Below are 24,993 nucleotides of genomic sequence, written 5' to 3'. Positions count from 1 at the left end.
CGGTGCAGCAAAACAAAAGCGGGTCAGGAAAGCAGGAAGCATGGCGAACGTCCGTCTGGTCGACGTGAAGAAGGCGTTCGGCGCCGTCGAGGTGCTGAAGGGCGTCGATCTGGAGATCGCCGACGGCGAGTTCGTCGTCTTCGTCGGCCCGTCGGGCTGCGGCAAGTCCACCCTGCTGCGTACCATCGCCGGTCTGGAAGAGGCGACGACGGGCCAGGTTCTGATCGGCGACCGCGTGGTCAACGACCTGTCGCCGTCGGACCGGGGCATCGCCATGGTGTTCCAGTCCTATGCGCTCTACCCGCACATGACCGCCTACGAGAACATGGCCTTCGGCCTGAAGCTGGCTAAGACGGACAAGAGCGAGATCGACCGCCGCGTCCGCGCCGCCGCCGAGGCGCTCAGCATCACCGACTATCTGGATCGCAAGCCCAAGGCGATGTCGGGTGGCCAGCGCCAGCGGGTCGCCATCGGCCGCGCCATCGTGCGCGAACCCGAGGTCTTCCTGTTCGACGAGCCCCTGTCCAACCTGGACGCCGCCCTGCGCGTGCGGATGCGCTATGAGTTCGCGCGGCTGCACGCCGAGCTGAAGACCACGATGATCTATGTCACCCACGACCAGGTCGAGGCCATGACCCTGGCCGACCGGATCGTGGTGCTGAACGCCGGTCGGATCGAACAGGTCGGCTCGCCCATGGACCTGTACGAAAACCCCGCCAACCTGTTCGTCGCCGGCTTCATCGGCAGCCCCAAGATGAACCTGCTGACCGCCGAAATCGTCGAGGCGTCGGCGACCGGCGCGACGGTGAAGACGACGGACGGGGAGAGGATCCGGATCGCCGTGAACGCCGCTTCGGCCAAGCCCGGCGACGCCGTCACCCTGGGCGTTCGCCCCGAGCATCTGACCCTCAACGACGCCGGCGACGCCCTGAGCGCCGAGGTCATGTTCGTCGAAACCCTGGGCGCCACGACCATGGTGCACCTGAAGCATCCAGCGACACAGGAGACGCTCACGGTTCAATTGACGGGCGAACTGCGGGCCAAGGCGGGCGAGCGACTCACGCTGCACGTGCCCGCAAAACAGGCGCACCTGTTTGATGCGGACGGGAAAGCCTTCAAGCGCATCTAAATCCTGCTCTCCTTGGGGGAGAAGGGTCAGTTTAAGACGACCCGCCGCGCGTCTGCGGGAATGACCAACTCATCACCCGCCCACGCCGCCGCACGGCCGTCGATCCGCACCCGCTCAGGCCGCCCCTGCCCCGCCGGCCATTGCAGCACGAAGCCGCCCGGCGGTGTGGCGCCGTCGCCCAGGGTAAGCACATAGCCTTGCCGTTCTTTGCGATAAGCGTAGGTCAGCGGCCCATAGGCGGTGCGCAGATCCCGCACGCCGACGCCCTCGGCGGTGTCCAGCCACGCCTCCGGCACGCCGGCCGCCAGCACCAGCGCATGATCGCGGTCCCGCTCATAGGCGAACAGATCCAGCGCCGAACGGATATAGTCCGAACTGATCCAGGCGTGGGGCATGTCGCCGATGAAGCGCGGCTCGCGCTTCTCGCGTCCCGCGACCTCGGCCCAGCCGTTCCACGCCTCGGGCCGGCGGTCGGCCATCAGGAAGTCCAGGACCTCTAGCGCCCTGTCCTTCTGGCCCAGCCGCACATAGGCGCCGACCAGCCGCCATTCGTAGGGGGTGTAGTCCTTCCACGCCGTGCGATTGGTCAGACGGTTCTGGAAGTTTTCCCAGTAACGATCGAAGGTTCGCGCCAGAAGTTCGGGCGGCAGGTTATCCTGTTCGCCGGCCGGCGACAGGGCGATGGTGGTCGAGGTGGCGTCGAAATCGCCGCGGTCGGCCGCCCCGGCGATCCAGTCGATGTCGTGATGCAGGGCCGTCGCGGTGATCGACGCGCGGATGTCGGCGGCGAACTGATCCCGCGCCGCCGCATAGCGAGCAGCGGCGTCGGCATCGCCCAGCGTTTCAGCGATGAAGACCGCGTCCTTGTAGCCCAGCAGGCCCCAGAAATCGTCCCAGTAGGAATAGGCCGCCTTGTCCGAATAGCCCTCGTGGCTGATCGTCGGCGGCAGCAGGCCGTAGAGGTGACGCTGGTCCGGCGCCTGGAAGGCCGTCGTGCGGGTCGAGGCGCGCAGTTCGTCCATATAGGCGATGGCCTTTTGCACCTGCGGCCAGACCCGGCGCAGCAGGGCTTCGTCCCTGGTGTAACGATAGGTTTCGGCGGCCAGGAAGACGAACTCGCCGTGGCTATCGTTCTCGGGCACCGGATCGGCGCCGCGCGCATCGACACAGCAGGGAACCTTGCCGTTCTCGAAGACATAGGGGGCGTACCAGCGCAGATAGTCGGCCGAATGCTCGGCCATGCCCAGCCGGTTCAGCCCCTCGGCCATCATGGCCCCGTCACGGATCCACGACCGATTGTAGCTGCGGGTGCCGGGCTGCAGGATCGGCCCCTGACGCGACATCAGCATATGGGCCAGCGAAGATTTCAGCGCGTCCTCGATCCGCTGGGCGGCCGGCGGCAGGGTCAGTTCGACGCGGTCCAGCTTGGTCCGCCATTCGCCCGCCAGCCGGGCCTCGACCGTATCCAACACAGCCGCCGCCTGCCCCACCGGCTCGGGCGCCAGGGCGTCGCCGGACAGTTGCGACACCCAACCGACCGTGCGCGTCTCGCCGGGCCGCAGCGTCACCTGATAGGTCAGGGCGCCGGCGGCCAGGCCCGTGGCGTCCGTGGTCGTCGCCGCCTCGCTCGCCGGTCGCTGAACCGACGGCAGGATCAGGGATTGGGGATCGCTGCCCGCGTCGAAGGTCGCTAGCGCCACATCATCCGGCGTCGCCAGCGGCTGCACCCGCACCGCCTCGTTCAGCTTCAGCTCGGCGCCATCCCAGGCGAGGTTCCCGATCGGGCTGACCCCGCCGGGAATGGCCAGGAACTGACGCGGCGCATTCACCTGCATCGGCCGGGCGGCCAGCGCCAGGGTCAGGGTGCGCGGCCGGCTGGAGGTGTTGGTCAGGTCGTAACGCCCCCACAGCTGCGCCTGATCGGCCGGACCGTCGGCGAAGCTGGTGATCTTCAGCGTCCAGTCGTCAGCGGTCCAAGTCACCGACGGAATGGGCAGGTCGCCGTCCTTCAGGCTCTGGACGATATTGACGTCGGCCCAGGTGATCAGCCGCCCGTTGTCGACCACGAAGGGCTCGATGCTGGGACCCGCGCGGCGCAGTTCGATGGCGCCGTCCTCGCCGATCAGGCCGCTCTCCCCGCCCCCATCGACACCGACCAGGGTCCAGTAGGATTGCTCGCCCGAGAAGCCGCGCGGATAGAGGCCGCGCCGGTTCTCCCTCGCCACCGCCTCGACGAAGGCCGTGGCGTCGGCGCCGAAGGCCAGGGGTTCGACCTCGATCTCGTTCAGCGCATAGGTCGTCGCCTGGGCCGCGCCCAGCCGCTGACCCGCGCCGGACGAGCCGACCACATCGGAGGCGGGAACGGGCTTCAGCGGCTCAAGTCTCAGCCAGCGCGCCGTCGCCTCGGGTGTCCTCAACCAGTCGACGCCGCCATTGCCGCCCGTAACCGTCGTCAGCGGCCGCCAGTCGCGCCCGTCCATCGAGGCGGAAACGCGATAGTCACTCGCCGCGCCCCGCTCGCCCCAGCGCAGGGTCAGCCCGCCGAACTCACGCTCGTAGCCCAAGTCCAGCGTCAAGGCCGACGCCTCGCCCACCGGCGGGGTCCAGGCTGTCTTCGGGTCGAGATCGACGGCGTTGGCGGCGGTCGACGCCGTTCGTCCATCGCTGGCGATCGGCTGGGGCGGAACCGGCGGATCGACCGGCAGGGCGCGCAGGGTCAGTTGGTCGATCTCGACCGAGCCCTTGCCTCCGTCGGCCGCGACCACGACGAACTCGACCCGCTCCGCGCGCCGCAGGATGGTTTCAGGGCTTGGCCCCCAGGCTTTGGAGACCTGACGGCGTTTGATGACGAACCTCGTCCAGCCGTCGGGAAAGTCATATCGGGCCGTCTGTTTCCACCAGACATTGTCGGCCGAGGCGTCGGTCAGCTTGACCTCGAAGGTATTGGTCGGCCCGGCGCCGCGCACCCAGAAGCTGATCTCGTAGTTGTCGGGCAGGTCGAACGGCAGCGGCCGGCTGAGCACCGCATAACCGGCCTTGCCGTCGAAATCGTAATCGAGCCGCACCGCTTTCCCGTCGTGGCCGGCGACAGCGGAGACGGCGGCGTGAACGTCGGTCGAGGCGCTGGCCTCCCACCGCGCCGCATCGTCCATGCTGTCGAGGACGCGCGTTTCCTGGGCGACGGCGGGCGTGGCCAGAGCGAGGGTCAGGACCGAGGCGGCGGCCAGCAGGAGGTTACGCATCGAAACTCGCAGTTCTGGTCAGCCCTTCACGCTGCCCGCGAGCATGCCGCGGATGTAGTAGCGTTGCAGGGCGAGGAAGAGGATCAGCACGGGCGCGACCGTGACGACGGCGCCGGCCATCATCAGTTCGATGTCCTGCACATGCTCTCGCGACAGGGCCGCCAGGGCGACCGGCAGGGTGTAGTTCGACTGGTCCGTCAGAATGATGAGGGGCCACAGGAAGTCGTTCCAACTGCCCAGGAAGACGAACAGGCCCAGGGTCACGATGATCGGCTGCAGGGTCGGCAGGACCACGCGGCGGAAGATCTGGCCCTCGCTGGCCCCGTCGATCCGCGCGGCCTCCAACATCTCGTCGGGAATGCTCAGCGCATATTGGCGAACCAGGAACAGGCCGAAGATGGACGCCAGCCACGGCACCAGCGCCCCGGCATAGGTGTTCACCAGGCCCATCGATTTCAGCATAAGGAACAGCGGCAGGGTGCCGATCTGGGCCGGCACCACCAAGGCGGCGACCAGAAACTGGAACAGCCGCTCGCGCCCGGCGAACTTCAGCTTGGCGAAGGCGTAGCCGGCCGGGACGGTGAAGCTGAGCGCCAGGATGGTCGCCAAGGTCGCCAGGGCGAAGCTGTTCCACAGATACCGCCCCATGCCCTGGTTCAGAAAGAGGTCGCGATAGTGCTCCAGCGTCCAGTGCGAGGGCAGCAGCGGCGGCGGGAACACGGCCGCCTCGCCCGTCGCCATGAAGCTGACCGACACCATCCACACCAGCGGGAACAGCACGATGATGGCGATGAGGCCGACGGCCAGATTGAGCAGAATGGCGCGGAGTTTCATTGGTACGCCCCCACCCGCTTGGCGACCGCCAGCTGGACCAGGGTGATCGCCAGGATGCAGAGGAACAGGACGAAGGCGACGGCGCTGGCGGACCCCAGATTCCACCATTTGAAGCCCTCTTCGTACATGAAGTAGAGCACCGTCACCGTGCTCTGGGCCGGCCCGCCTTGGGTCATCACATAGGGTTCGGCGAACAGCTGGAAGAAGCTGGCGACCGAGATGATCGAGACCAGCAGCATGGTCGGCGCGATGGCCGGCAGGGTCACATGGCGGAACTGCTTCCATGGGCCGGCGCCGTCGATGCGCGCGGCCTCGTACAGGTCGTCCGGCACGGTCTGAAGCACCGCCAGGAAGATCAGCATATTGTAGCCGAAGATCTTCCAGACCACGAACATCAGGATGGCCGGGATCGAGGTCGAGGGGTCGCCCAGCCAATCCACGGCGGGCAGACCGATGCTCTCCAGACCCCAGTTGATGACGCCGTATCGGGTGTGCAGCAGATAGCGCCACACCACCGCCGTCGCGACCAGGGTGGTGACATAGGGGGCGAAGAACATCACCCGCCAGATCGGCCGCCACTTCACCACCCGCGCATTCAGGATCACCGCCGCCACCAGTGACGCGGCGATAGACAGGGGCACGCCGAGGACCGCGAAGGTCAGGGTGTTCTTCATCGCCCCCCAGAACAGGGGATTGGTCAGCAGCCGCTCGTAGTTCTGCAAGCCGACGAAACGCAGATTGTCCAGGTTCGCCAAGGCGTAGATGTCGAAGTCGGTCAGGCTGAGCAGCAGGGCCGCGATCACCGGAATGGCGAAGAACAGGCCGATGGCGAGCATGGCCGGGGCGACGAAGGCCCAGGCCGCCCGCTCGCGCGCGCCGCGTCCGCGTGACGGCTTCACTCTGGCCAGTGTCGGGTCGACGACGGTCATACGGCCCTGCCCTGTTCCATCATCCAGCGACGCTTCTCCAGCAGGCGGTCGGCGCGGCGGTCGATCTCGGCGGCGGCGGCCTCAGGCGTATATTCGCCGCGCACCATCCGTTCGGCGACAATCTGCATCTCGGTCACGATCCGCTCCCATTCCGGCACCTTGGGCACGGCCTTGGCCCGCGACAGTTGCCCCCGGAACGGCGCCAGCATCGGATCACGCTCCACGCCAGCGATGTCCCAGGCGCTCTGGCGCGCGGGCAGGTCGCCGACGATGGTGTTGAACCGGGCCTGCACCGCCGGCTCGGACAGATAGCGGACCAGGGCCCAGGCCGCCTCCTGATGCGGGGAGGATTTGAAGACCGCCAGGCTGGACCCGCCCGGCGCCGAGGCGCCCAGGCCATTCGGTCCCGGCACTCCCGCCGTGGTCCAGTTCGGCTGGAACGACGCGGGCAGCTTGCTGCGGAAATCGCCGACGCTCCACGGGCCCGAAAAGTAGAAGCTGAAATAGCCCTTGGCGAACTCGGTCCAGACGTTGGAGATCTGCGTCGACGAGGCCAACGGCGCCAACCCCTCGTCGAACAGGCTGCGATAGAAGGCCAGGGCCGCGACGAAGCCGGGGTTGGAGAAGTTTCCGCGCGTATCCCGATCCCGCAGCAGCGGCTCATCGATTTGAAGTCCGAAGGTCAGAAGCTGCTCGAACTCGTTCAACGGCAGCAGGATCGCGTAGTTGTCGCCGCCCGTCACACGCTTGATCGCATGCATGGCCCGCTTCCATTCGGCCCAGTCCTCGGGCGGCGCGTCGAAGCCGGCCCGCCCCAGCAGATCCTTGCGATAGAACAGCAGCCGTGTGTCGACATACCAGGGCGTGGTCATGGCGCGGCCGGCGATTTCGTTGGTCTCCAGCACCGCCGGAAACTGGTCGGTCAGCAGGTTGGCGGCCTCGGGCGGTGTCGGCGACAGGGCGCCGATGGCGGTCAGCTCCGCCACCCAGGTGTTGCCGATCTGGCTGACGTCCGGCAGCGAGGCCCCGGCATAGGCGGTCAGCAGTTTTTCGTGCGCCGCCGTCCACGGCAGGGGCTGGACCGAGACCCGGACGCCCGGATTGCGGCGCTCGAACTCGGGCATCAGCTGGCCCACCGTTCCGCCCTCATTACCCATGGCCCAGAAGCGCAACACGGTCTCGCCGTCGCGGCGCGGGGTGCAGGCCGCAGCCGCCCCTCCGGCCATCAGGGCCAGAGCGCTGCGTCTATCAAGATGGGGCCTGGGGGCCGTCAAACTCATCCGTTCATCCAGCCGCCGGTGAAGCCCGCGATGTCGAGCGCCCGACGGATATTGGGCTCGCCCCGCATGTAGCGCCAGACGAACTCGGACCTGTGGTTCTCGGTCATGATGACGATCGGCCCCTGGTCGATACCCAGATAGTCGCCGTCCACCCAACCCACGCCGTCCACGATCCTGCCATGCTGCAGCGGTCCGTCGCGCACCGTCAGTGTCGGATTGAAGCTGTCGAGGAAGCCCCACTCGGTATAGACGCCCGCACCATAGCGCGCCTTCATCGCCTTGACGCAGGGAACGACGATCTCGGGCGCGAAGGCGATGGAGCTGGCCGCCGCCGTCGGCGCGATGGTGCCGTCGTCACGCTCGCCCGGACCGCGCGCGGAATAGCTGAAGAACTCACGCTCCTTGCCGTCGATGACCTGTTTGAAGTCGCCCGGCCCGTCGCACGCCGTCAGCCCCCAGACCTCGGACGAATAGCCGGCCCAGCCGCCCGGGTTGTCGTGGGCGTATTTCTGCTGGGCGTAGACGGCGCGGCGGCTGTTTTCGAAATAGTCCAGATATTCGCCCAACTGGGCCGACTGCCCGCGCATCCAGGCGTCCTGAATGCCGCGGAAGTCGATGAACATATGGCTGTACTGGTGCCCGAAGATGGGCGCGAAATTCAGGTGCCAGCTGCCCCAGCGATCGGTCCAGCTCTCGTCGTAGCTGGCCGCCCATTCGTGCCAGACATTGACCGACACCGGATGCGTCGGGCTGCCGATGGCCAGCAGCAGAACCAGCATGCCCTCGTTATAGACGTGCCAGTCGGACGGTATGAAGCCGCTCTCGGGGTGCCAGCCCATGGTGATGCGGTTGTCGCGGATCACGGCCCACGGCCATTCGATCCGTTCGTAGATACGCTGAGCCTTCTGCCGGATTTCCGCCTCGTCGGCATGACGGCCGTCGAAGTAGCGGGCGGCGAACAACATGCCGCCGATCAGCAGGGCCGTGTCGACCGTGGACAGTTCGTTGGTCCGGTAGCGAAGCCCCGTCTCCAGATCCAGGAAGTGGTAGAAGAAGCCCTTGTACCCCGCTGTGCCGCTGGCCTCCGGACCCTGCGGCAGGTCGTGGAAGAAGCGCAGCGTCGTCAGGGTCCGCTCACGCGCCTCGGCCCGGCTCATCCAGCCTCGCTCGACGCCCACCGGCCAGCAGGTCAGGGCGAACCCGACCGCCGCCACCGAACAGAAGGACGGCGTCGGCCAGCGATCCGGCGTCAGACCGGTCTTGCGATCCGTGACCTTCTCGAACCAGCGGAAGGTCCGCTCCTGGAGTTCCTCGATCTCCTGATCCAGCCGCATCGGCCGTCTCTGCGTCCCGTTGACCGCCCCCGTCGCAGCCGCCTGCTGCGCCGCCGCCATCACCGGAAATCCAACGGCCAGAGCCGCCGCGCCCGTGGTGGTCCGCATCAGGAAGTTTCGACGATTCATGGGCACGCTCACTGGGTCTCAATCGAAAAAGAAAGGCCGCCTCGCGACAAGCACGAGGCGGCCCAGGCTCAGGATTTAGAAGGAGTAACGGGCGCCGATCTGGAACGATCGCGTCGGGAACAGAACCGAACTCGGGCGGCCGAAGTTCGGGTTCGGATTCGTCGCCGAACCCGTGCCACCATCAAAGCCGCTGTAGTTGCTGAAGTTGAACACGTTGATCGCGTCCACATAGACCGACAGCTCGCCTGCACCCGGCACGTCGAAGTTCTTCGTCAGACGAAGATCGAGGTTCCGATAAGCGAAGGCGTTCGGCAGGAAGAATTGCTCCTTCTCGGGATAGGCGCCGTAGGGACGGAAGTAGAACTGCGATCCAGTACCGTCGAACACATTGTACGGAGTGCCGGATCCCAGCGTCAGAATACCCGACAGCTGGAAGTCCAGCGGCAGATCAAGGGTGCCACTGGCGACAACGCGATGCCGCTCATCATCTGCTGAAGACCTCACGGGGGAGGTCTCGACTGAGAAACAATCGTAACAGAAGTTGTCGTTCCCGCCGTTCTGTTCAGATTTGGACAACGTGTAGGCGATGTTCACACCCCAGCCGGAGTCGCGTGTGTAAGGTTTGTCCAGTTTGACATAGAGAGCAGTGAATTCCCGTTCCTTGTTGTGATCGGACACCCAGTATTCACGATAATCGTTGGTTGCCGGAGGTGGCGCGCAGTTTCCGCCGTTATCGCCGTATCCGCCGCCTTCGTTGCCGTAGCTGGGCTCTCTGCAACGATTCAGGAACAGCCAAGTGAATTCGTTTTCCGTTTTTCCGTAGGCGAGTGTGAACTCGGTCTGCCAGTCGCCGACACGCTGCCGAACGCCTAGGTTGAACTGGTCCGTGCGCGGCGGTTCAAAATCGTTCTTCAACAGGAAGGCTTGGCTTCGGCTGGCAACACCGCGCTGGTCCATTAGGGCCAGCACGCCTTCCCGAGTGCCGTAGCTGGAGTTCCACTGAATTGGATCGGTGAAGGATCCGCCTGTAGCAGTCGGAGAACCCGCGACATTAAAGAACAGTTCTCTCTGGAACTCGAATGGCTTGCCGACTTCATCGAACGAGAAATTGAACTGTACGCGGTCATAGTAGCGGCCAGCGCCACCGAACAGCACCGTGTTCCGGTCACCGAAGACATCGTACGAGAAGCCAATCCGCGGCTGGAACGCGTCTTTGAACGCTCCTCGCTGGCTTCCGTCGCTGATGTAATCGGCGGCGTTGAACCAGCTTGGCGCATACCCGGCCGGCTTGCCGCCGTCTGTCCCGGCGATCCAGTCTTGCAATCCGTCAACAATACCTTGGGGTGTGACATAGTCACCGTTGTTGGCGTTGCTCTCGTAATCCCAACGCAGGCCGAGATTGAGCTCTAGCTTGTCGGTGATCTGCCAGTCGTCCTGAGCGTACAGGCCGACGACGTCGTTCTCCAGATTCACGTTCGGGAATGGCGTCCCGACTACGACTCGGTAAGGAACAGTCGAACTGCCGCTGGTTTCTGGCCGCCCATCAAAATCATAGTAGAAAAGGGGATCAGTACCGAACGACTTGCTAACCTCATACCTCTGGCGCGAATATTTCGCCCCGACCTTGATCGTATGGAATCCTGCCGCCTCAATCTCGTTAAAGGTCAGGTCCGTGCGGAACGTCAGTGCTTCGTCCGTAATATCTTGCCGGTCTTGTGATGGTCCTAGATTGATGATGGTCGCGTTGCCGCCTGAGTTGTTCGGCTGGAATCCAGGTAGGGCCGGGTTGCCATCCGTCTCGAAGATGACATAGGTCGAACGGATGCCGCCGAACCCGTCCGGCTGTTGATTGTAGTTGTAGTTACGGTAGTCGATGGCCGCTTCCAAAAGGAAGCTACTGGCCTGCCACTGATAACGAAGATTGCTGCTAGTTGTCTTTTGGTTTAGCTGATAACGTCGTTCAGCGGTATTTGCTCCGCCGATGCCACGTGTATCGAATTCGTCTCGATAGGTGACGCTCAAGTCGATTAAATGCCCCTCGGCAGGCTGGAAGCTCAGTTTCCCGAAATAGAGGTCTTCCTCGAACGGCGTCGCAAATGTCCCCGTGTAGTTGCCGAAAGCGGCAATGTAGGCGGGATTCTGACGGCCTAGGTTTACAGCCGTTGCGCGCGCCTCTTCCTTGCGCTCGTAACTCCCGAAGAAATGCAAACGATCACGGATGATCGGACCGCCCAAGGCCGCGCCATATTGCTTAACTTCTAAATCGGGCTTCTCACGACCCGCACGCTTCGAGAAGACATCCTGGGTGATGAAGCTTTGATCACGATAAGATCCAAAGACCTCACCATGGAAATCGTTGGAGCCCGATCGGGTAACGGCGGTAACGATGGCAGAAGATGCCTGTTCATACTCGGCCTTGAAATTCTGGCTGACAACCTGGAATTCCTCAATGGCCGCCTGGGGGAAGGGATTGCCTCGGCTGTCATCCTGCCCGGCAATGCCGCCGCCTATAACATTCGACTTCAGGCTGGCACCATCAATGAAGGCATTGATCGACTCGGCTCGCTGACCGCCAGCCGTAATGGTCTGCTCGCTCTCTGACTGCGACAGGCGCACGCCCGGCGCCAATGCGGCGAAGTTGAGAAAATTGCGATTGATCTGAGGCAGCGTCTGAATCTGCTGTGTCGTGACGTTAGTGGCGCTTTCAGGTGTCCGGACCTCGGCCAAGCGGCGGCCGGTAACGACGATTTCGCCCAGATTGGCAGCGTCTGCGTCCGCATCAGCCGTAGCGGTCGAGGCGACCGCCAAATCCAGATTGCCCACTTGGCCCACACCAATCGACACGGTGTCTGACGCCGTCTCGTTCTCGGCCGTCGTCGCCGTGATCTCATAGGTGCCGGGACGCAGGCCCGACAGCGTATAGCCGCCCTGCGCGTTCGCCGTGGTGCGGCTGGTGAAGCCGGAGGCGACATTGCGGGCGACGATGGTGGCCCCGGCCTCGACCGTCGCGCCGTCCGTCACATTGCCTCGGATCGTCGAGGTCGCGACCTGCGCCTGCGCGCCGCCCACCACCGCCATGCTGATGGCAAGCGCCGATGCGGCGGCCAAGGCGACCTGACGGGTCGCGGCCTTACGCGTGTTGAACTGGGTCATCCTGAGCTCTCCCCTCCTGATGGGATCGGTTTTCAGCGACATGGCTGGCCTACCCTTTGTTGAACCTGGCGGACGAGGCCGCCGCGGTGGACTGGCGTTCGACCAGGATCGGCCGAACGATTTCGCAAGCGGTGTCCGTGGCGTCGGCGGTCGCGCCAGCCTGAACAAGGCCGATCAGGCGTTCGACGCCCCTTCGGCCGATTTCCGCGATATTGACGCGCATGGTGGTGAGCGCGGGCCGCATCAGGGCGGCGATGGGCACGTCGTCGAAGCCGACGACGGCGATGTCCTCGGGGCAGCGCACGCCGGCCTCCTGGAAGGCCAGAAGCGCGCCGACGGCCATCATGTCGTTGGCGGCGAAGACGGCGTCGGGCCGTTCCGTCATGGCCAGAAGCTGGGTCGCGGCGCGGTGGCCCGAGGCCTGAGAGAAGTCGCCCTCGACGATGATCGGGTCATGACCGTCCAGCGCCGCTGCATATCCGGCCGCCCGCGTATCCGCCTCGATGTTGCCGGCGGCGCCGCGAATGTGGGCGATCCGCCTGCGGCCGGTGGACAGCAGGTGCTGGACCGCGCCGACGGCGCCGCCGTGGTTGTCGATCATGATGGACGCCCGGCCGGGCTCTGCCGCGCCGCCGTTCATCAGCAGGACCGGCATCCGACCGGCGAACTCTGACGACAGGTTCGCCGCGCCCAGATGCGGCGACAGCACGATCATGCCGTCCACCCGCCCGCGCATCGAACGCACGGCCGCCAGGGTGTCTTCCGCGCCGTCATGCGAACTGGAGACGATCAGATGCTTGCCATGAGCACGGGCAGCCAGGTCCATGCCCCGGATCAGCTCGGAGAAGAACTCGCCGAAAAGGTCGGGCAGGATGACGCCGATCGTGTCGTTCTTGCTCGTTGACAGGCTTCGGGCGCCGAAATGAGGGACGTAGCGAAGGTCCTCGACCGCATCGAGCACGCGCTGGCGCGTCGCATCCGAGGTCACACCCAAGCCGTTCAACACACGAGACACGGAAGCCACCGACACATTGGCGCGTTCGGCGACGTCGCGCATGGTGGCGGCCTTGGCGTAGGGCTGGCCCTCCTGCCGTGCAGACGCAGCGCTAGGCGCGGCCATGTCCAATCGAAATCTCCCTGCTCCCTATCATCCCGGCCCCTTTTCGAAGATCCGTCGATAGGCGATGTAAGCGGTTACATGACACAGGAGCGATGTGCGCCGCAAGCGCCGTTCGGCCACATTTCAGGCGATTTCTGATCTCTGCCCGAGCCATCCCAACGAGCCACGAGCGCTAAGCTGCTGCTTTACCTTCACTCTTCGCAGGCGCATTCCGCGAACGGAATAAGGCGAACGCGCCGGGCGCGCGCCTTGGTCGCACCAGCCGTCGGCGATCCGGGTCGAGGCTGCGGCCTCATACGAAAAGGCCCGCGCCGCCGAAGCTGCACGGGCCGCAACCGCAATGCGAACGACGAATCTATGCCGGATTAAGCTCATCCAGCTTGCCGCGCAGCATCTGCAACATCGCGGAGAAATCGCGACCGCCGTGCCCGATCCCGTCGAACAGGGCGTAAAGCGCCTCGGCCTGTGCGCCCAACGGCGTCGAGGCGCCGGATTTCGCCGCTGCGTCCTGGGCCAGCTTCAGGTCCTTCAACATCATGGCCGTGGCGAACCCGCCCTGATAGTCGCGGTTCGACGGCGCGGTCGGCACCGGACCCGGCCAGGGATAGTAGCTGGTCACGCTCCAGCACTGACCCGACGACTTGGATGCGATCTCGAAGAAGCGTTCGGGATCCAGACCCAGCTTCTCGGCCAGGGCGATGGCCTCGCACGTGCCCAGCATGGAGATGCCCAGCAGCATGTTGTTGCAGATCTTGGCCGCCTGCCCCGCCCCATGATCGCCGGCGCGGATGGTGATGCGGCTCATAGGCTCCAGCGCCGCCTCGACGCGGGCGAAGTCGCCTTCGTCGCAGCCGACCATGAAGGCCAGCGTGCCCGCATCCGCCGCCGCGGTGCCGCCTGATACGGGCGCGTCGGCAAAGGCGTAGCCGGCCGATTTGGCAAGACCGGCGACCTTGCGCGCGGTTTCGACATCGATGGTCGAACAGTCCAGCAGCAGGGCGGTTGACGGCGCCGCGCCGATGATCTGTTCGGAATAGACCTTATGCACATGCGGCCCTGCCGGCAGCATGGTGATCACGACCTCGGCGTCCTTGACCGCCTCGGCGACCGATCCGGCCGCGACGCAACCTGCCGCTCCGGCCCGTTCCAGCGCCTGCGCCGACAGATCGAAGGCGGCGACTGCATGGCCCGCCTTGGCCTGGTTCGCGGCCATGCCGCCGCCCATATTGCCCAGGCCGATGAAGGCGATCTTGGTCATGGTCTCTCTCCCTTTTTGTCGTCCGCTCATCCCCGCGAAAGCGGGGACGTGGTCAGGCCAGCGGCGTCCATTTTTCATTGTCCGGCAACGGCGCGAACAGCGCATCCAGCGTCTCGTTGGTAACGCCCGACAGGTCCGCCGGGGACCATTTCGGCGCATTGTCCTTGTCCACGATCACTGCCCGCACGCCTTCCTGGAAGTCGTGGGTGCGCACAACGCGGCCGCCCAGGGCGTATTCCATCGCCATATTGTCGGCGAAGCTGTTAAGCGTCGCACCCGTGCGGATCTGGCGCAGCGAGACCTTCAGCGACTGCGGCGACTTGGTCTTCAAGGTTTCGAACTGCTTCAGCGCCCAGTCCGAGCCGTCCGCCTCAAGCGCCTTGAAAATCTCCTCGACTGTGTCGAAGGCGAACAGCCGGTCGATGGCCTCGCGGTCGGCCGACAGCGGTGCAGGCCCGGCGTCACCCGCGTGGCGCATCACGACCGACGACGGATCGGCGGCCTCGCGCATCAGATCGGCCTTCAACGCATCGATGCGATCTGCGGACACGAAGTGCGTGTGGATACCCAGGGCCACCGTATCCGCCGCCTTCAGCCGCGCCCCTGTCAGCGCCAGCCAGACGCCGGTCTGTCCCGGCAGGCGCGGCAGGAACCAGCCGCCGCCCACGTCGGGGAACAGGCCGATCCCGGTCTCGGGCATGGCGTAGGTGGTGCGCTCGGTCGCCACACGAATGTCGGCCGGCTCGGAGATGCCGACCCCGCCGCCCATGACGATGCCGTCCACGATGGCGATGATCGGCTTGGGATAGTCGAACATCAGATGGTTCAGCCGGTACTCGGCCAGGAAGAAGGCCTTGGCCTCCGACGCATCGCCCGCCCCGCTTTCGGCGATCATGCGAATGTCGCCGCCCGCGCAAAAACCCCGCTCGCCGGCATGGTCGATCAGCACGGACTGGACGGCCGCGTCGCCGCGCCAGGCCAGCAGCGCCTCGGTCATCGCCTCGCACATCGCCCGGTTCAGGGCATGGATCGCCTTGGGCCGGTTCAGGGTGATCCGACCGACGCCGTTTTCGATCCGGGTGACGACCTCGGCCTCGCTCACTTGGCCATCTCCCGCGCGATGATCACCCGCATGATCTCGTTCGTACCTTCAAGGATGCGGTGAACCCGCAGGTCGCGCACGATCCGTTCCAGCGGATAGTCCTTCAGATAGCCATAGCCGCCGTGCAGTTGCAGGGCCTCGTCGGCGATCTGGAAACAGGCGTCCGTAGCCAGGCGCTTGGCCATGGCGCACCATTTGGTCTTTTCCGGGTGGTCGGTGTCGATGGCCCAGGCGCCGCGCAGCACCATCAGCCGCGCCGCCTCCAGGTCCGTGGCCATGTCCGCCAGCCGGAACTGCAGCGCCTGAAACTCGCCGATCGGACGGCCGAACTGTTTGCGGGTGGCGACGTACGCCTGAGCCGTCTCCAGCGCCAGCCGCGCCCCGCCCAGCGAACAGGCGGCGATATTCAGGCGCCCACCGTCCAGACCGGCCATGGCGTAGCGGAAGCCCGCCCCCTCTTCGCCCAGCAGGTTGGCGACCGGCACGCGACAGTCGTCGAACTGGACGATGGCGGTCGGTTGGGCGTTCCAGCCCATCTTCTTTTCCTGCGCGCCGAACGACAGGCCGGGGGTCCCGGCCTCGACCACGATCGCGCTGACGCCTTTTGGACCCTCGCCGCCCGTGCGGACCATGACGACATAGACGTCGGACGTGCCTGCGCCGGAGATGAAGGCCTTGGAGCCGTTCAGCACGTAGTGGTCGCCGTCGCGCACGGCCGTGGTCCGCAGCGCCGCCGCGTCGGAGCCCGAGCCCGGCTCGGTCAGGCAGTAAGAGGCGATCTTCTCCATCCCGACCAGCGACGGCACGAACCGGCCGCGCAGGTCGTCCGACCCAAAGCGATCGATCATCCATGTCGCCATATTGTGGATCGAGATGAAGGCCGCCGTCGCCACATCGCCGCGCGACAACTCCTCGAAAATCACTGCCGCCTCGACCCGGCCGAGCGCCATGCCGCCGTGCTCCTCAGCCGTGTAGATGCCGCAGAAGCCCATTTCGGCCGCCTGTTTCATCACGTCGACGGGGAAATGCTTGTCCTCGTCCCAGCGCGCCGAATGGGGCGCCAGTTCAGCCTCGGCGAAGGCGCGGGCGGCGTCCTGAATGGCGCGCTGATCGTCGTTGAGAGCGAAATCCATGGCGGCCTCAGCGCATCGTCGGAATGACGAACGAGCTGTCCGAATGCTCCAGCGCCGAGTCCGGCCAGCGGGCCGTCACGGTCTTGGTCTTGGTCCAGAAGCGGACGCCCTCCATGCCGTGCTGGTTGATGTCGCCGAAGGCCGAACGCTTCCAGCCGCCAAAGGTATGATAGGCGACCGGAACCGGGATCGGCACATTGATCCCGACCATGCCGACGTTGACCCGGGCGGCGAAGTCGCGCGCCGCGCGGCCGTTCTGGGTGAAGATGGCGACGCCGTTGCCGTATTGGTGGTTCGACGGCAGGGCCAGCGCCTCCTCGAACGTCTCGGCGCGCACGATCTGCAGCACCGGACCGAAAATTTCCTCCTGATAGGACGACATCTCGGGCTTCACATGGTCGAACAGCGACGGGCCGATGAAATAGCCCTTCTCGTGACCTTGCAGGCTGAAGTCGCGGCCGTCGACGACCAGTTCGGCGCCTTCCTGAACGCCCTTCTCGATCCAGCCCGCGACACGCTCGCGGTGCTGAGCCGTGACGACGGGGCCATAGTGGGCGCCCGCATCGGTCGAGACGCCGACCCGCATCGACGGGATTTCGGCGACCATCCGCTCGCGCAGTTCGTCGGCGGTCTTCTTGCCGACCGGCACCACGACCGGCAGCGCCATGCAGCGTTCGCCCGCCGAGCCGTAGGCCGCGCCGGACAGATCCTTGATCACCTGATCCATGTCGGCGTCCGGCAGGACGATGCCGTGGTTCTTGGCGCCGCCCATCGCCTGGACGCGCTTATGGTTGGCGGCGCCCGTCTGATAGACATAGTGGGCGATGTCGGACGAACCGACGAAGCTGACGGCATGGACCAGTGGATGGGTCAGGATGGCGTCCACCGCCGTCTTGTCGCCATGCACCACGTTCAGCACGCCGTTCGGCGCTCCGGCTTCCAGCATCAGTTCGGCCAGACGCACCGGCACCGACGGATCGCGCTCGGACGGCTTCAGCACGAAGGTGTTGCCCACCGCGATGGCCACGCCGAACATCCACATCGGGATCATGGCCGGGAAGTTGAACGGGGTGATGCCCGCCACCACGCCCAGAGGCTGGCGCATCGAATAGACGTCGATGCCGGGGCCGGCGCCTTGAGTGTATTCACCCTTCAGCGCGTGCGGGATGCCGCAGGCGAACTCGATCACTTCCAGGCCGCGCTGGATATCGCCCTTGGAGTCGGCGATGACCTTGCCGTGCTCGCTGGACAGCAGCTCGGCCAGTTCGTCCATCCGCGCCTCGACCAGGCGTTTGAAGTCGAACATGACGCGGGCGCGGCGTTGAGGATTGGTCGACGCCCAACCGTCGAAGGCGTTCTGCGCCGCCTGGACCGCACGATCGACCTCGCCCGTCGTCGCCAGTTGTACGCGAGCCTGCACATCCCCGGTGTTGGGATTGAATACGTCGCTGAAGCGTCCGGAAGCGCCGTCGAAAGCCGCACCGTCGATGAAGTGGCGAATGTCGCGCATGGCCTGGGTGTCCCTGTTGGTTCTTTTGTTGCGGCTATGGCTATCACCGCTGCGCGCCTGTCGATAATGCAAAGTTGCAGGCAGCATTCTGCGTTTTTGCAGTACTGTTAGACACATGTATGACTGGGATGATCTGCGCATCTTCATCGCCGCCGCGCGCGCAGGCTCGCTGGGCGGCGCGGCGCAGCGATTGGGCGTCGACGCCGCCACGGTTGGGCGTCGGGTCGCCCGACTGGAAAGCGCGCTGAAATCCACCCTGGTTGTCCGCTCGACCACCGGCCTTCAGTTGACCGCCGCCGGCGCCCAACTGCTCGATATCGGTCTGGAGGCCGAAAGCGCGATGGAGGCTGTCGGCCGCGTGACCCAGCCCGACGCGCCCGCCGGCGTCGTGCGCGTCAGCGCGTCCGAGGGGTTTGGCGTCACCCTGATGGCCCCCGCCCTGCCCGCGCTGCGCCTGGCCCATCCGGGCCTCAGGATCGAACTGGCGGCGACCTCCGGCTTTCTGTCGCCGACGCGCCGCGAGGTCGACATGGCGATCACCTTGGCCGCGCCACATGCTGCACGCCTGATCGTCGAGCCGCTGACGCCGTATCAGCTGGCCCTCTACGCCTCGCCCGATCACCTGCACCGCAACGGCGTTCCGGACAACGTCGACGACCTGAGCCGCTTCGACATCGTCGGCTATATCGACGATCTGATCTATGCGCCCGAACTCCGCTATCTCGACGAAGTCCAGCCGGGCCTCGCGCCCCACGTCGCCTCATCTTCGATCCGGGCGCAGCGGGAGATCATCGCCGCCGGGGGCGGCGTCGGCGTCCTGCCGTGCTTCTTGGCCGAGGGTCTGGTGCGCGTGCTGCCGTCGATCCTGATCGAGCGCCGCTTCTGGCTGGCCACCCACCGCGACGTTCACGACACGGCGCGTCTGCGCACCGTGCGTTCGTGGCTGAAGACCCTGTGCCAACAACAACAGTCGAGCTTGAGGCCATTCTGACATCAGCACAGAAATCGAAGTGTGGTGCGCCGCACACACCCGTGCGTTTTTGAAAGTTCGGGGAACGGAGGTCTCGTTCAAATCTTAATAGAGGACGAACGAGGCCTGCCATGACACTGACCTTCAGCCTGACATTGATGACGGCCCTGCTGGGCGCCCCGACCGGACCGCTGCTCAAGGACGCGGCCCTGTTCAGCGCGCCTCAGCCCGCCATCGAACGCACCGTCGCACCCAAGGCCGATAGCACCGATCGCTTCAGCGTGCGGCTGCGCTGCACTGCCTTGGCGTCGGGTCACGTCACCGACTGCGTCGTGCTGGAAGAAAGCCGTCCGGGCATGGGCTTTGGCGAAGCCGCTTTGGCCTTGATGAACGGCGCCGAGGTCACGCCGATCATGGATCGTGGCCGTCCGGTCGATGCGCCCTTCGAACGCACCATCGACTTCACGCCGTAGGTCACAGCTCTCCCCATAGGCAAAGTCCCCGGTTGCTTGCAGCCGGGGACTTTTCTTATTCGGCTAGGTCTCGAAGACCTGAGCGATTTCCCTCGCCCTTGCTGGGCGAGGGAAAAGCCGGCTTATCGCGCAGGCGCGATGCGCCATACCGTGTTGGACAGGTCGTCGGCGACGAACAGCACGCGCTTGGCGCCATCGAACGCGACGCCGACGGGACGGCCGCGCGCCTTGCCGTCCTTAAGGAAGCCGGTGGCGAAATCGACGGGCTGACCCGCCGGACGGCCGGCGTTGAACGGCACCCAGACGACCTTGTAACCGGACGGATCCTGCCGGTTCCAACTGCCGTGCATGCCGATGAAGGCGCCGTTGGCGAACGACCCGCCAAAACCGCCATTGCGGGCGAAATCCAAGCCCAGGGCGGCGACGTGCGATCCTAGGGCATAATCCGGGCGAATGGCCTTGGCGACCATCTCGGGGTTCTGCGGCATCACGCGCGGATCGCGGTTCTGGCCCCAATAGCTGTAGGGCCAGCCGTAGAAGGCCCCGTCCCGCACCTGGGTCAGATAGTCCGGGACCAGTTGCGGCCCCAGTTCGTCCCGCTCATTGACGACCGACCACAACAGATTGGTCGTGGGCTCGATGGCCAGGGCCGTCGGATTGCGAATGCCGGTGGCGATGGTGCGCCGTGCGCCGGTCGCCCGGTCGATCTCCCACACCGTGGCGCGCTCTTCCTCGACCGCCATGCCGCGCTCACCGATATTGGAGTTCGAGCCGGTGCCGACATACAGCTTTGACCCGTCCGCGCTGGCGGTCAGGGACTTGGTCCAGTGGTGGTTGATGCGCGACGGCAGCTCCGTCACCCGCTCGGCGGGTGTCGCAATGCCAGTCTGGCCCGGCTGGAAGGCGAAGCGAACCAGCGCCCCCTGTTCGGCGACATAGAGATAGCCGTCGACATAGGCCAGGCCGTAGGGCGCATCGAGGTTGTCCACCAGAACAGTCCGCAGTTCCGGCGTGCCGTCATTGTTCGCGTCGCGCACCAGGGTGACGCGGTTGCCGCCTTTGATCTTGGTGTTGCCCTGCTTCTTGATGACGCCGGCGATCACATCCTTGGGCCGCATGGCGGGCGCATGGCCGCCGCGCCCCTCTGCGATCAGCACGTCGCCATTGGGCAGGACCAGCATCTGACGCGGAATCTTGAGATCTGTGGCGAAGGCGCTGATCGTAAAGCCTTGCGGCACCGTCGGCGTCTCGCCGTTCCAGCCTGCCGGCGGGCTGATCTTCATCGGCGGCACCAGCGTCTCATTGACCTTGGGCAGGTCGGGCGTCGCGCCGGTCTGGTTCAGTTTCGGATCGCTGGCGTTGCCGCACGATGCGACTGTCAGGGCCATGGCCAGGGTAGCGGCGCTGGCGGCGAGCAGATTCTTGTTCATCGGACGCTCTCCCGCGCGGCATAGGCGGTCCAGCCGGCGACCAGGACCAGGATTGTGCAGAGAATCGAAAGGATCAGACCGAAAGCTCCGACGGAGCTCCAGGCGTCCTGACTGTGCTTGAAGGCGTTCACCAGACCCAGCACCCAGGCCAGCGCGAGCGCGACCAGATGCACCGTCGCCCGTCGCGAACGTCCGTGGCGCAGACCGACGACGAAGTCGAAGATCGAAAACAGACCAGCGAACCCGCCGAACACCAGCGCCCCGGTGATCAGCCAGGCCGAGAAGTTCGTCCATTGGACCTCCGCCGTCTCCAGATAGGCGATGTCGGTGAACAGGGCGAAGGTGAACAGCGCGATCGGAAACGCCAGCAATAGCCAATGCAACGGTCGAACGACCGCATCCTTCAGTCCATGGGTGCTCATGCCAGCCCTCTCCGTAAAGTCCGGCTTGGCTAACCGTCTGAACGAGAAATGGTTCACATCGGCTTTTGCCGCGCCGATCTTGCAGGGCCGGAGCGAAGAAAGCGTTCTCGCTTGGCGCCGCACAAATTGCGTCGCGGATGAGCCGTCCGACCCCATCGACAATGCCGATCAGCGTCTCGGCTTTACCCGACCCGATTGGACCAATCGGCGTAAAGGTCCAACGCTTTTTGCGGCGAAGATATCCACCAGGAATAGCCGTTGCGTCTTCCGACGGAGATTTCATTCACATCGTCATGGATGGTCTGATCCTTGTCGCCGAAGATCGGACGCCCGGTCACCAGATCGTAGTTGCGAGACCAGATCGGCCCCGCCCCGGCCTTGTCGATCAGCTTGCGTCCGTCGTCGGTCATTTCGAAAGACTTGTCATAGACACGCACCGCCTGAAGCCATTCGGCGGCGCCGCGGACGGCGGCCTTGATCTCCGGCGACGGGTTCTCCTCGCCCATCAGGAAGATCAGGATATCGGTTGTTTCGCCGCTTGCGATGGATCGCGGCTCGTAGTTCCGAGCGCTTGTTGGCACCAGCCGCATGGGCTCGACCTGCTGCGGCCAGCCCAACAGGCGATCCCCTTGACGCACCTGGGCCGCGAGGGTCGCGTCGATCGCCTTCCGGGTCGCCTCGGCCGCCTGTGTCTCCAAGTCAGCCGGCACGAAGTCGAAGCCCTCAGCGCCATGGGCGACATCACGAAGCAGCATGGCCGCGTTCGCCACCGCATTGTCATTGAAGGTGATTGAGTCGTGGAAGCCGCCTTCGAGCGGCCAGATCTGAGGCCAGCCGCCATTTGGATATTGCGCGTTCAGAAGATACCGCACGCCTCGCATGACGCTGGCGCGCCAGGCGTCGCCGTCGCGTCCCGGCGCGTAGGCGGCGACCTTGGCCAGGAAACGCATTTCCGACCACGTCGCCTCGTTGTCCAAGGTGCCAACGAAGGTCCAGAAGCGATCCGCCGGCGCATCGAAGTTCGCCGGGTTCTGCTCCATGGTTTCGGCATCGTTGGAGAACCGCTGGCCCGGCAGGCGCGCAATGCTGCGATCCTGGTTTTTGCTCCATCCGCCGGCGGGGGTCTGGAAACTGACGATCGCATCCGCGACGGCCCGAGCGTCGGCTGTGGCGTACCATTCGGCAGGCCGGTCCAGCGGCATGTTGTAGTGGGCGGGTCCGACGGCCTTGGGCGGCGGCGGCGTAGCAACTCCGGCGGGACGCTCGGCCGCGAGCGCAGCGCGGTCGGCCAGATGCTGGGCCTGGGAGCGTGCCAGATACTCGGCCCACGGACCGCGCTCCGCGTCGGGCAAGGCGCCGATCCTGTCGCTGGTCAGGCCCACCGCCGGCGTGTTCAGCCGCAGGACTTCTGCCTGGGCGGCGCCGGAGACGCCCCCCACAAGCGCGACCGCGCCAAATGCCAGCATCGAACAGGCGGAAAGGATTTTCATCGCGCTAACTCCCACAACTTTCTGGTTTTTCATGCTTGTCTGGATCGAAGGCCTGTGACGCCCGACGACTCGGTCACCTTGGGGCCTTGGCCGTCCAGGGTGTCGATGTTGCAGTCGCGGAAGCGCCAGTTCTCGGCATTGGCGATGGCGCCCGCATCCTGCACATCCCAGTCCAACCGTTCGAAAATGAAGTCTTTCAGCGGCGCTTCGGGATAGGCGGCGGCGGCGAATCCGACTTTGCCGCCGACGGCCTTGATGTTTGACAGGCGAACATTGTGGATACGGGGAATGCCCTGTTCGCGCGGCACGGGCGTGGCGAGCGCTCGCCAGTAATCCGGCACGTCCGCGATGCCGTCCGGGATCTGGGCGTAGCTGTAGTTTGGGTACCAGTTCAGGTTCACCTGCATCAATGTGCGCACGTCCTGCAGATGGATGTCGCGCAGGCGGATGTTGGAGATCACGCCGCCGCGTGTGTGGCCTGATTTGAAGAAGATCCCCAGCGGCACCGGATACTCGATCCTCAGCCCAGAGACTTCGATGTCGTCAAATCCGCCAGATGTCTCCGATCCGAAGGTCATCCCGGCCAGGGCGTCACGGACGATGCAGTCGCGAATCTTCACCTGACGGCACGGCCGGGCTACCCGCAGCCCGTCCCAGTCGCGTCCGGCCTTGATGCAGATCGCGTCGTCGTTGACCGACAGGTCGCATCTCTCGACCAACACCCGCTCCGATGAGTCGATGTCGATGCCGTCCGTCGAAGGGCCGCGTCCGCCGATGTTATTCCTGATGATCAGGTCGGCGACCTTCACGTCCCGCGAATAGCAGACGTGGACGGTCCAGAAGCCCGATCGCGCCAAATTCAGACCGGAAACCTCGACCTGCTGTGAGTCGTAAACGTGGACCAACCGCGGACGGCGGCAGTCGTAGTCAGCCGCCCATCGCAGGTCGCGCGGATCATAATCGCGGCGCAGCGCCCAATAGGCGTCCCAGAAAACCTTGCCGTCACCATCGACCAGACCCTCGCCCGTGATCTTGGCGTTCTGTTGCTGATAGACATTCAGCAAGCCGGCGGGCCAGTCCATCTCAACGCCCGCAACACGTGTGCGAACCATCGGATAAGCGGCCAGATCCTGAACGCCGCGCAGAGTGGCGCCGCGTTCGATCGACAGGGTCACCCCCGACTTCACGAATAGCGAACCTGACAGATACAGACCGGGCTTCACGACCACGACCCCGCCGCCCTGCCCTGCCGCTGCGTCGATGGCGGCCTGGACAGGACGCGTGTTGATGGTGATCCCGTCGCCCACCGCGCCATAGTCGGACGCGTCGAAGGTGCGCGAACGGCTCGACTGCGCAAACGCCGGCGTCGCTTGCGTCAAGGCGCTGACGACACCCAGTTGCAGAAGCGTGCGGCGATTGGCGCGCATCTAGATTTCCCACATTCTGTTCTTTCGTCTCACAATAGTGGACGATATAAGACTGACAAGAGATACCGACAGCTGATCGTCAGAAATTGACACCGGTTACGTTGCGGCTCGCTATCCATGCGGGCCACCAACCATCATGCGCCGCCCGGAGCAGCGCCGGAGGAAAACATGGCCCTGCCAACCCGACCCTGCCTTGGCTTGATTGCAGTTCTGATGAGCTCGGCCGCCATGTCCGGCCCCGTTCTAGCGCAAACGGTCGCAGCCTTGCCGCCGGGCGTCGAGGCTGAATGGCTGGCTCAACGCGACCGCCCCGCCCTATACACCGACGTGGCAGGCGTGCCGTCTCGCGAGAGCACCATGGCGGCTGTCGAATATGTCGCCTCCTCACAAATCGCAGCCATGGCCGCCGAGCCGCTCGCCTTATCGACGGGCAGCAACCTGACGCAGATGTCGTCGAACTGGGTCGCAGCCACCTTTTACGTCGGCGCTTCGCGGCTTGCGCGCGTGTCGGACGATACGCGGACGCTGCGTTTCTTGAGCGCCGTGGCCGATCACTACAACTACAGTGTACGTGGCGCGCGGTCGGGCAAGACGATGCTGAACGTGACGTGACCCCCTGAAACTCCTC

Annotated in this window: 19 protein-coding genes; 4 read left to right on the top strand and 15 right to left on the bottom strand. The window is 65.2% G+C overall.

What is annotated here, in order from left to right:
* Nucleotides 1-40 precede the first annotated feature (40 nt).
* Nucleotides 41-1,129 carry a sn-glycerol-3-phosphate ABC transporter ATP-binding protein UgpC gene (locus tag Q9R14_RS03205; protein ID WP_306003474.1) on the top strand — a complete coding sequence of 363 codons (1,089 nt, stop codon included), beginning with the start codon at nucleotides 41-43 and terminating at the stop codon, nucleotides 1,127-1,129.
* 26 nt (nucleotides 1,130-1,155) lie between these two features.
* Here Q9R14_RS03205 and Q9R14_RS03200 read toward each other — a convergent pair whose 3' ends face one another.
* The 11 genes from Q9R14_RS03200 to Q9R14_RS03150 all read right to left on the bottom strand — a co-directional run bounded on the left by Q9R14_RS03200 (nucleotide 1,156) and on the right by Q9R14_RS03150 (nucleotide 18,153).
* Nucleotides 1,156-4,371: a discoidin domain-containing protein gene (locus tag Q9R14_RS03200; RefSeq protein ID WP_306003473.1), complete on the bottom strand. Its 3,216-nt coding sequence runs from the start codon at nucleotides 4,369-4,371 to the stop codon at nucleotides 1,156-1,158.
* 18 nt (nucleotides 4,372-4,389) lie between these two features.
* Nucleotides 4,390-5,205, bottom strand: a complete 816-nt coding sequence (locus tag Q9R14_RS03195; RefSeq protein WP_306003472.1) for a carbohydrate ABC transporter permease — start codon at nucleotides 5,203-5,205, stop codon at nucleotides 4,390-4,392.
* Nucleotides 5,202-6,134, bottom strand: coding sequence for a sugar ABC transporter permease (locus Q9R14_RS03190; protein WP_306003471.1), 933 nt, complete (start codon nucleotides 6,132-6,134; stop codon nucleotides 5,202-5,204). Before Q9R14_RS03190 ends, Q9R14_RS03195 begins: the two co-directional genes overlap by 4 nt.
* A complete protein-coding gene (locus tag Q9R14_RS03185) occupies nucleotides 6,131-7,414 on the bottom strand; it encodes a sugar ABC transporter substrate-binding protein (RefSeq protein WP_306003470.1) in 1,284 nt (427 codons plus the stop codon). The genes Q9R14_RS03190 and Q9R14_RS03185 overlap by 4 nt, the downstream gene beginning before the upstream one ends.
* Nucleotides 7,411-8,877 carry a glucoamylase family protein gene (locus tag Q9R14_RS03180; RefSeq protein ID WP_306003469.1) on the bottom strand — a complete coding sequence of 489 codons (1,467 nt, stop codon included), beginning with the start codon at nucleotides 8,875-8,877 and terminating at the stop codon, nucleotides 7,411-7,413. The genes Q9R14_RS03185 and Q9R14_RS03180 overlap by 4 nt, the downstream gene beginning before the upstream one ends.
* 75 nt (nucleotides 8,878-8,952) lie before the next feature.
* A complete protein-coding gene (locus Q9R14_RS03175) occupies nucleotides 8,953-12,030 on the bottom strand; it encodes a TonB-dependent receptor (RefSeq protein ID WP_306003468.1) in 3,078 nt (1,025 codons plus the stop codon).
* A 49-nt stretch (nucleotides 12,031-12,079) separates the two neighbouring features.
* Complete coding sequence (locus Q9R14_RS03170; protein WP_306003467.1) at nucleotides 12,080-13,150, bottom strand: LacI family DNA-binding transcriptional regulator; 1,071 nt, start codon at nucleotides 13,148-13,150, stop codon at nucleotides 12,080-12,082.
* A gap of 355 nt (nucleotides 13,151-13,505) precedes the next feature.
* On the bottom strand, nucleotides 13,506-14,408 hold the full coding sequence (gene mmsB, locus Q9R14_RS03165; protein ID WP_306003466.1) for a 3-hydroxyisobutyrate dehydrogenase: 903 nt from the start codon (nucleotides 14,406-14,408) through the stop codon (nucleotides 13,506-13,508).
* Between the two features lie 52 nt (nucleotides 14,409-14,460).
* A complete protein-coding gene (locus Q9R14_RS03160) occupies nucleotides 14,461-15,510 on the bottom strand; it encodes an enoyl-CoA hydratase/isomerase family protein (protein ID WP_306003465.1) in 1,050 nt (349 codons plus the stop codon).
* On the bottom strand, nucleotides 15,507-16,643 hold the full coding sequence (locus Q9R14_RS03155) for an isobutyryl-CoA dehydrogenase (RefSeq protein ID WP_306003464.1): 1,137 nt from the start codon (nucleotides 16,641-16,643) through the stop codon (nucleotides 15,507-15,509). The genes Q9R14_RS03160 and Q9R14_RS03155 overlap by 4 nt, the downstream gene beginning before the upstream one ends.
* A gap of 7 nt (nucleotides 16,644-16,650) precedes the next feature.
* Entirely contained in the window at nucleotides 16,651-18,153 is a 1,503-nt protein-coding gene (locus Q9R14_RS03150; RefSeq protein ID WP_039245273.1) for a CoA-acylating methylmalonate-semialdehyde dehydrogenase, read from the bottom strand.
* Nucleotides 18,154-18,268: 115 nt separating this feature from the next.
* Between Q9R14_RS03150 and Q9R14_RS03145 the strand changes: the two genes are divergently transcribed.
* Together Q9R14_RS03145 and Q9R14_RS03140 are read left to right on the top strand one after the other, a co-directional pair.
* The gene (locus tag Q9R14_RS03145) at nucleotides 18,269-19,144 is read left to right on the top strand and encodes a LysR family transcriptional regulator (RefSeq protein WP_306003463.1); all 876 of its coding nucleotides are present in this window, start codon (nucleotides 18,269-18,271) and stop codon (nucleotides 19,142-19,144) included.
* 110 nt (nucleotides 19,145-19,254) lie between these two features.
* Nucleotides 19,255-19,596 (top strand): TonB family protein, encoded by a 342-nt coding sequence (locus tag Q9R14_RS03140; RefSeq protein ID WP_306003462.1) that lies wholly within the window; start codon nucleotides 19,255-19,257, stop codon nucleotides 19,594-19,596.
* Between the two features lie 122 nt (nucleotides 19,597-19,718).
* Here the strand turns inward: Q9R14_RS03140 and Q9R14_RS03135 are convergent, their stop codons facing one another.
* From Q9R14_RS03135 to Q9R14_RS03120, 4 genes are all read right to left on the bottom strand, one after another.
* Nucleotides 19,719-21,026, bottom strand: coding sequence for a sorbosone dehydrogenase family protein (locus Q9R14_RS03135; RefSeq protein WP_306003461.1), 1,308 nt, complete (start codon nucleotides 21,024-21,026; stop codon nucleotides 19,719-19,721).
* Complete coding sequence (locus Q9R14_RS03130) at nucleotides 21,023-21,448, bottom strand: DUF2231 domain-containing protein (protein WP_306003460.1); 426 nt, start codon at nucleotides 21,446-21,448, stop codon at nucleotides 21,023-21,025. Before Q9R14_RS03130 ends, Q9R14_RS03135 begins: the two co-directional genes overlap by 4 nt.
* A gap of 182 nt (nucleotides 21,449-21,630) precedes the next feature.
* On the bottom strand, nucleotides 21,631-22,938 hold the full coding sequence (gene pelA, locus Q9R14_RS03125; protein WP_306003459.1) for a pectate lyase: 1,308 nt from the start codon (nucleotides 22,936-22,938) through the stop codon (nucleotides 21,631-21,633).
* Nucleotides 22,939-22,967: 29 nt separating this feature from the next.
* Nucleotides 22,968-24,365 carry a glycoside hydrolase family 28 protein gene (locus Q9R14_RS03120; protein WP_306003458.1) on the bottom strand — a complete coding sequence of 466 codons (1,398 nt, stop codon included), beginning with the start codon at nucleotides 24,363-24,365 and terminating at the stop codon, nucleotides 22,968-22,970.
* 168 nt (nucleotides 24,366-24,533) lie between these two features.
* Between Q9R14_RS03120 and Q9R14_RS03115 the strand changes: the two genes are divergently transcribed.
* A complete protein-coding gene (locus Q9R14_RS03115; protein WP_306003457.1) occupies nucleotides 24,534-24,977 on the top strand; it encodes a hypothetical protein in 444 nt (147 codons plus the stop codon).
* The last annotated feature ends 16 nt before the right edge of the window (nucleotides 24,978-24,993 follow it).

It is taken from the genome of Brevundimonas sp. C43, from assembly GCF_030732185.1.
Classification (GTDB): Bacteria; Pseudomonadota; Alphaproteobacteria; order Caulobacterales; family Caulobacteraceae; genus Brevundimonas; species Brevundimonas diminuta_C.
This window is presented reverse-complemented; position numbering and strand designations above follow the sequence as displayed.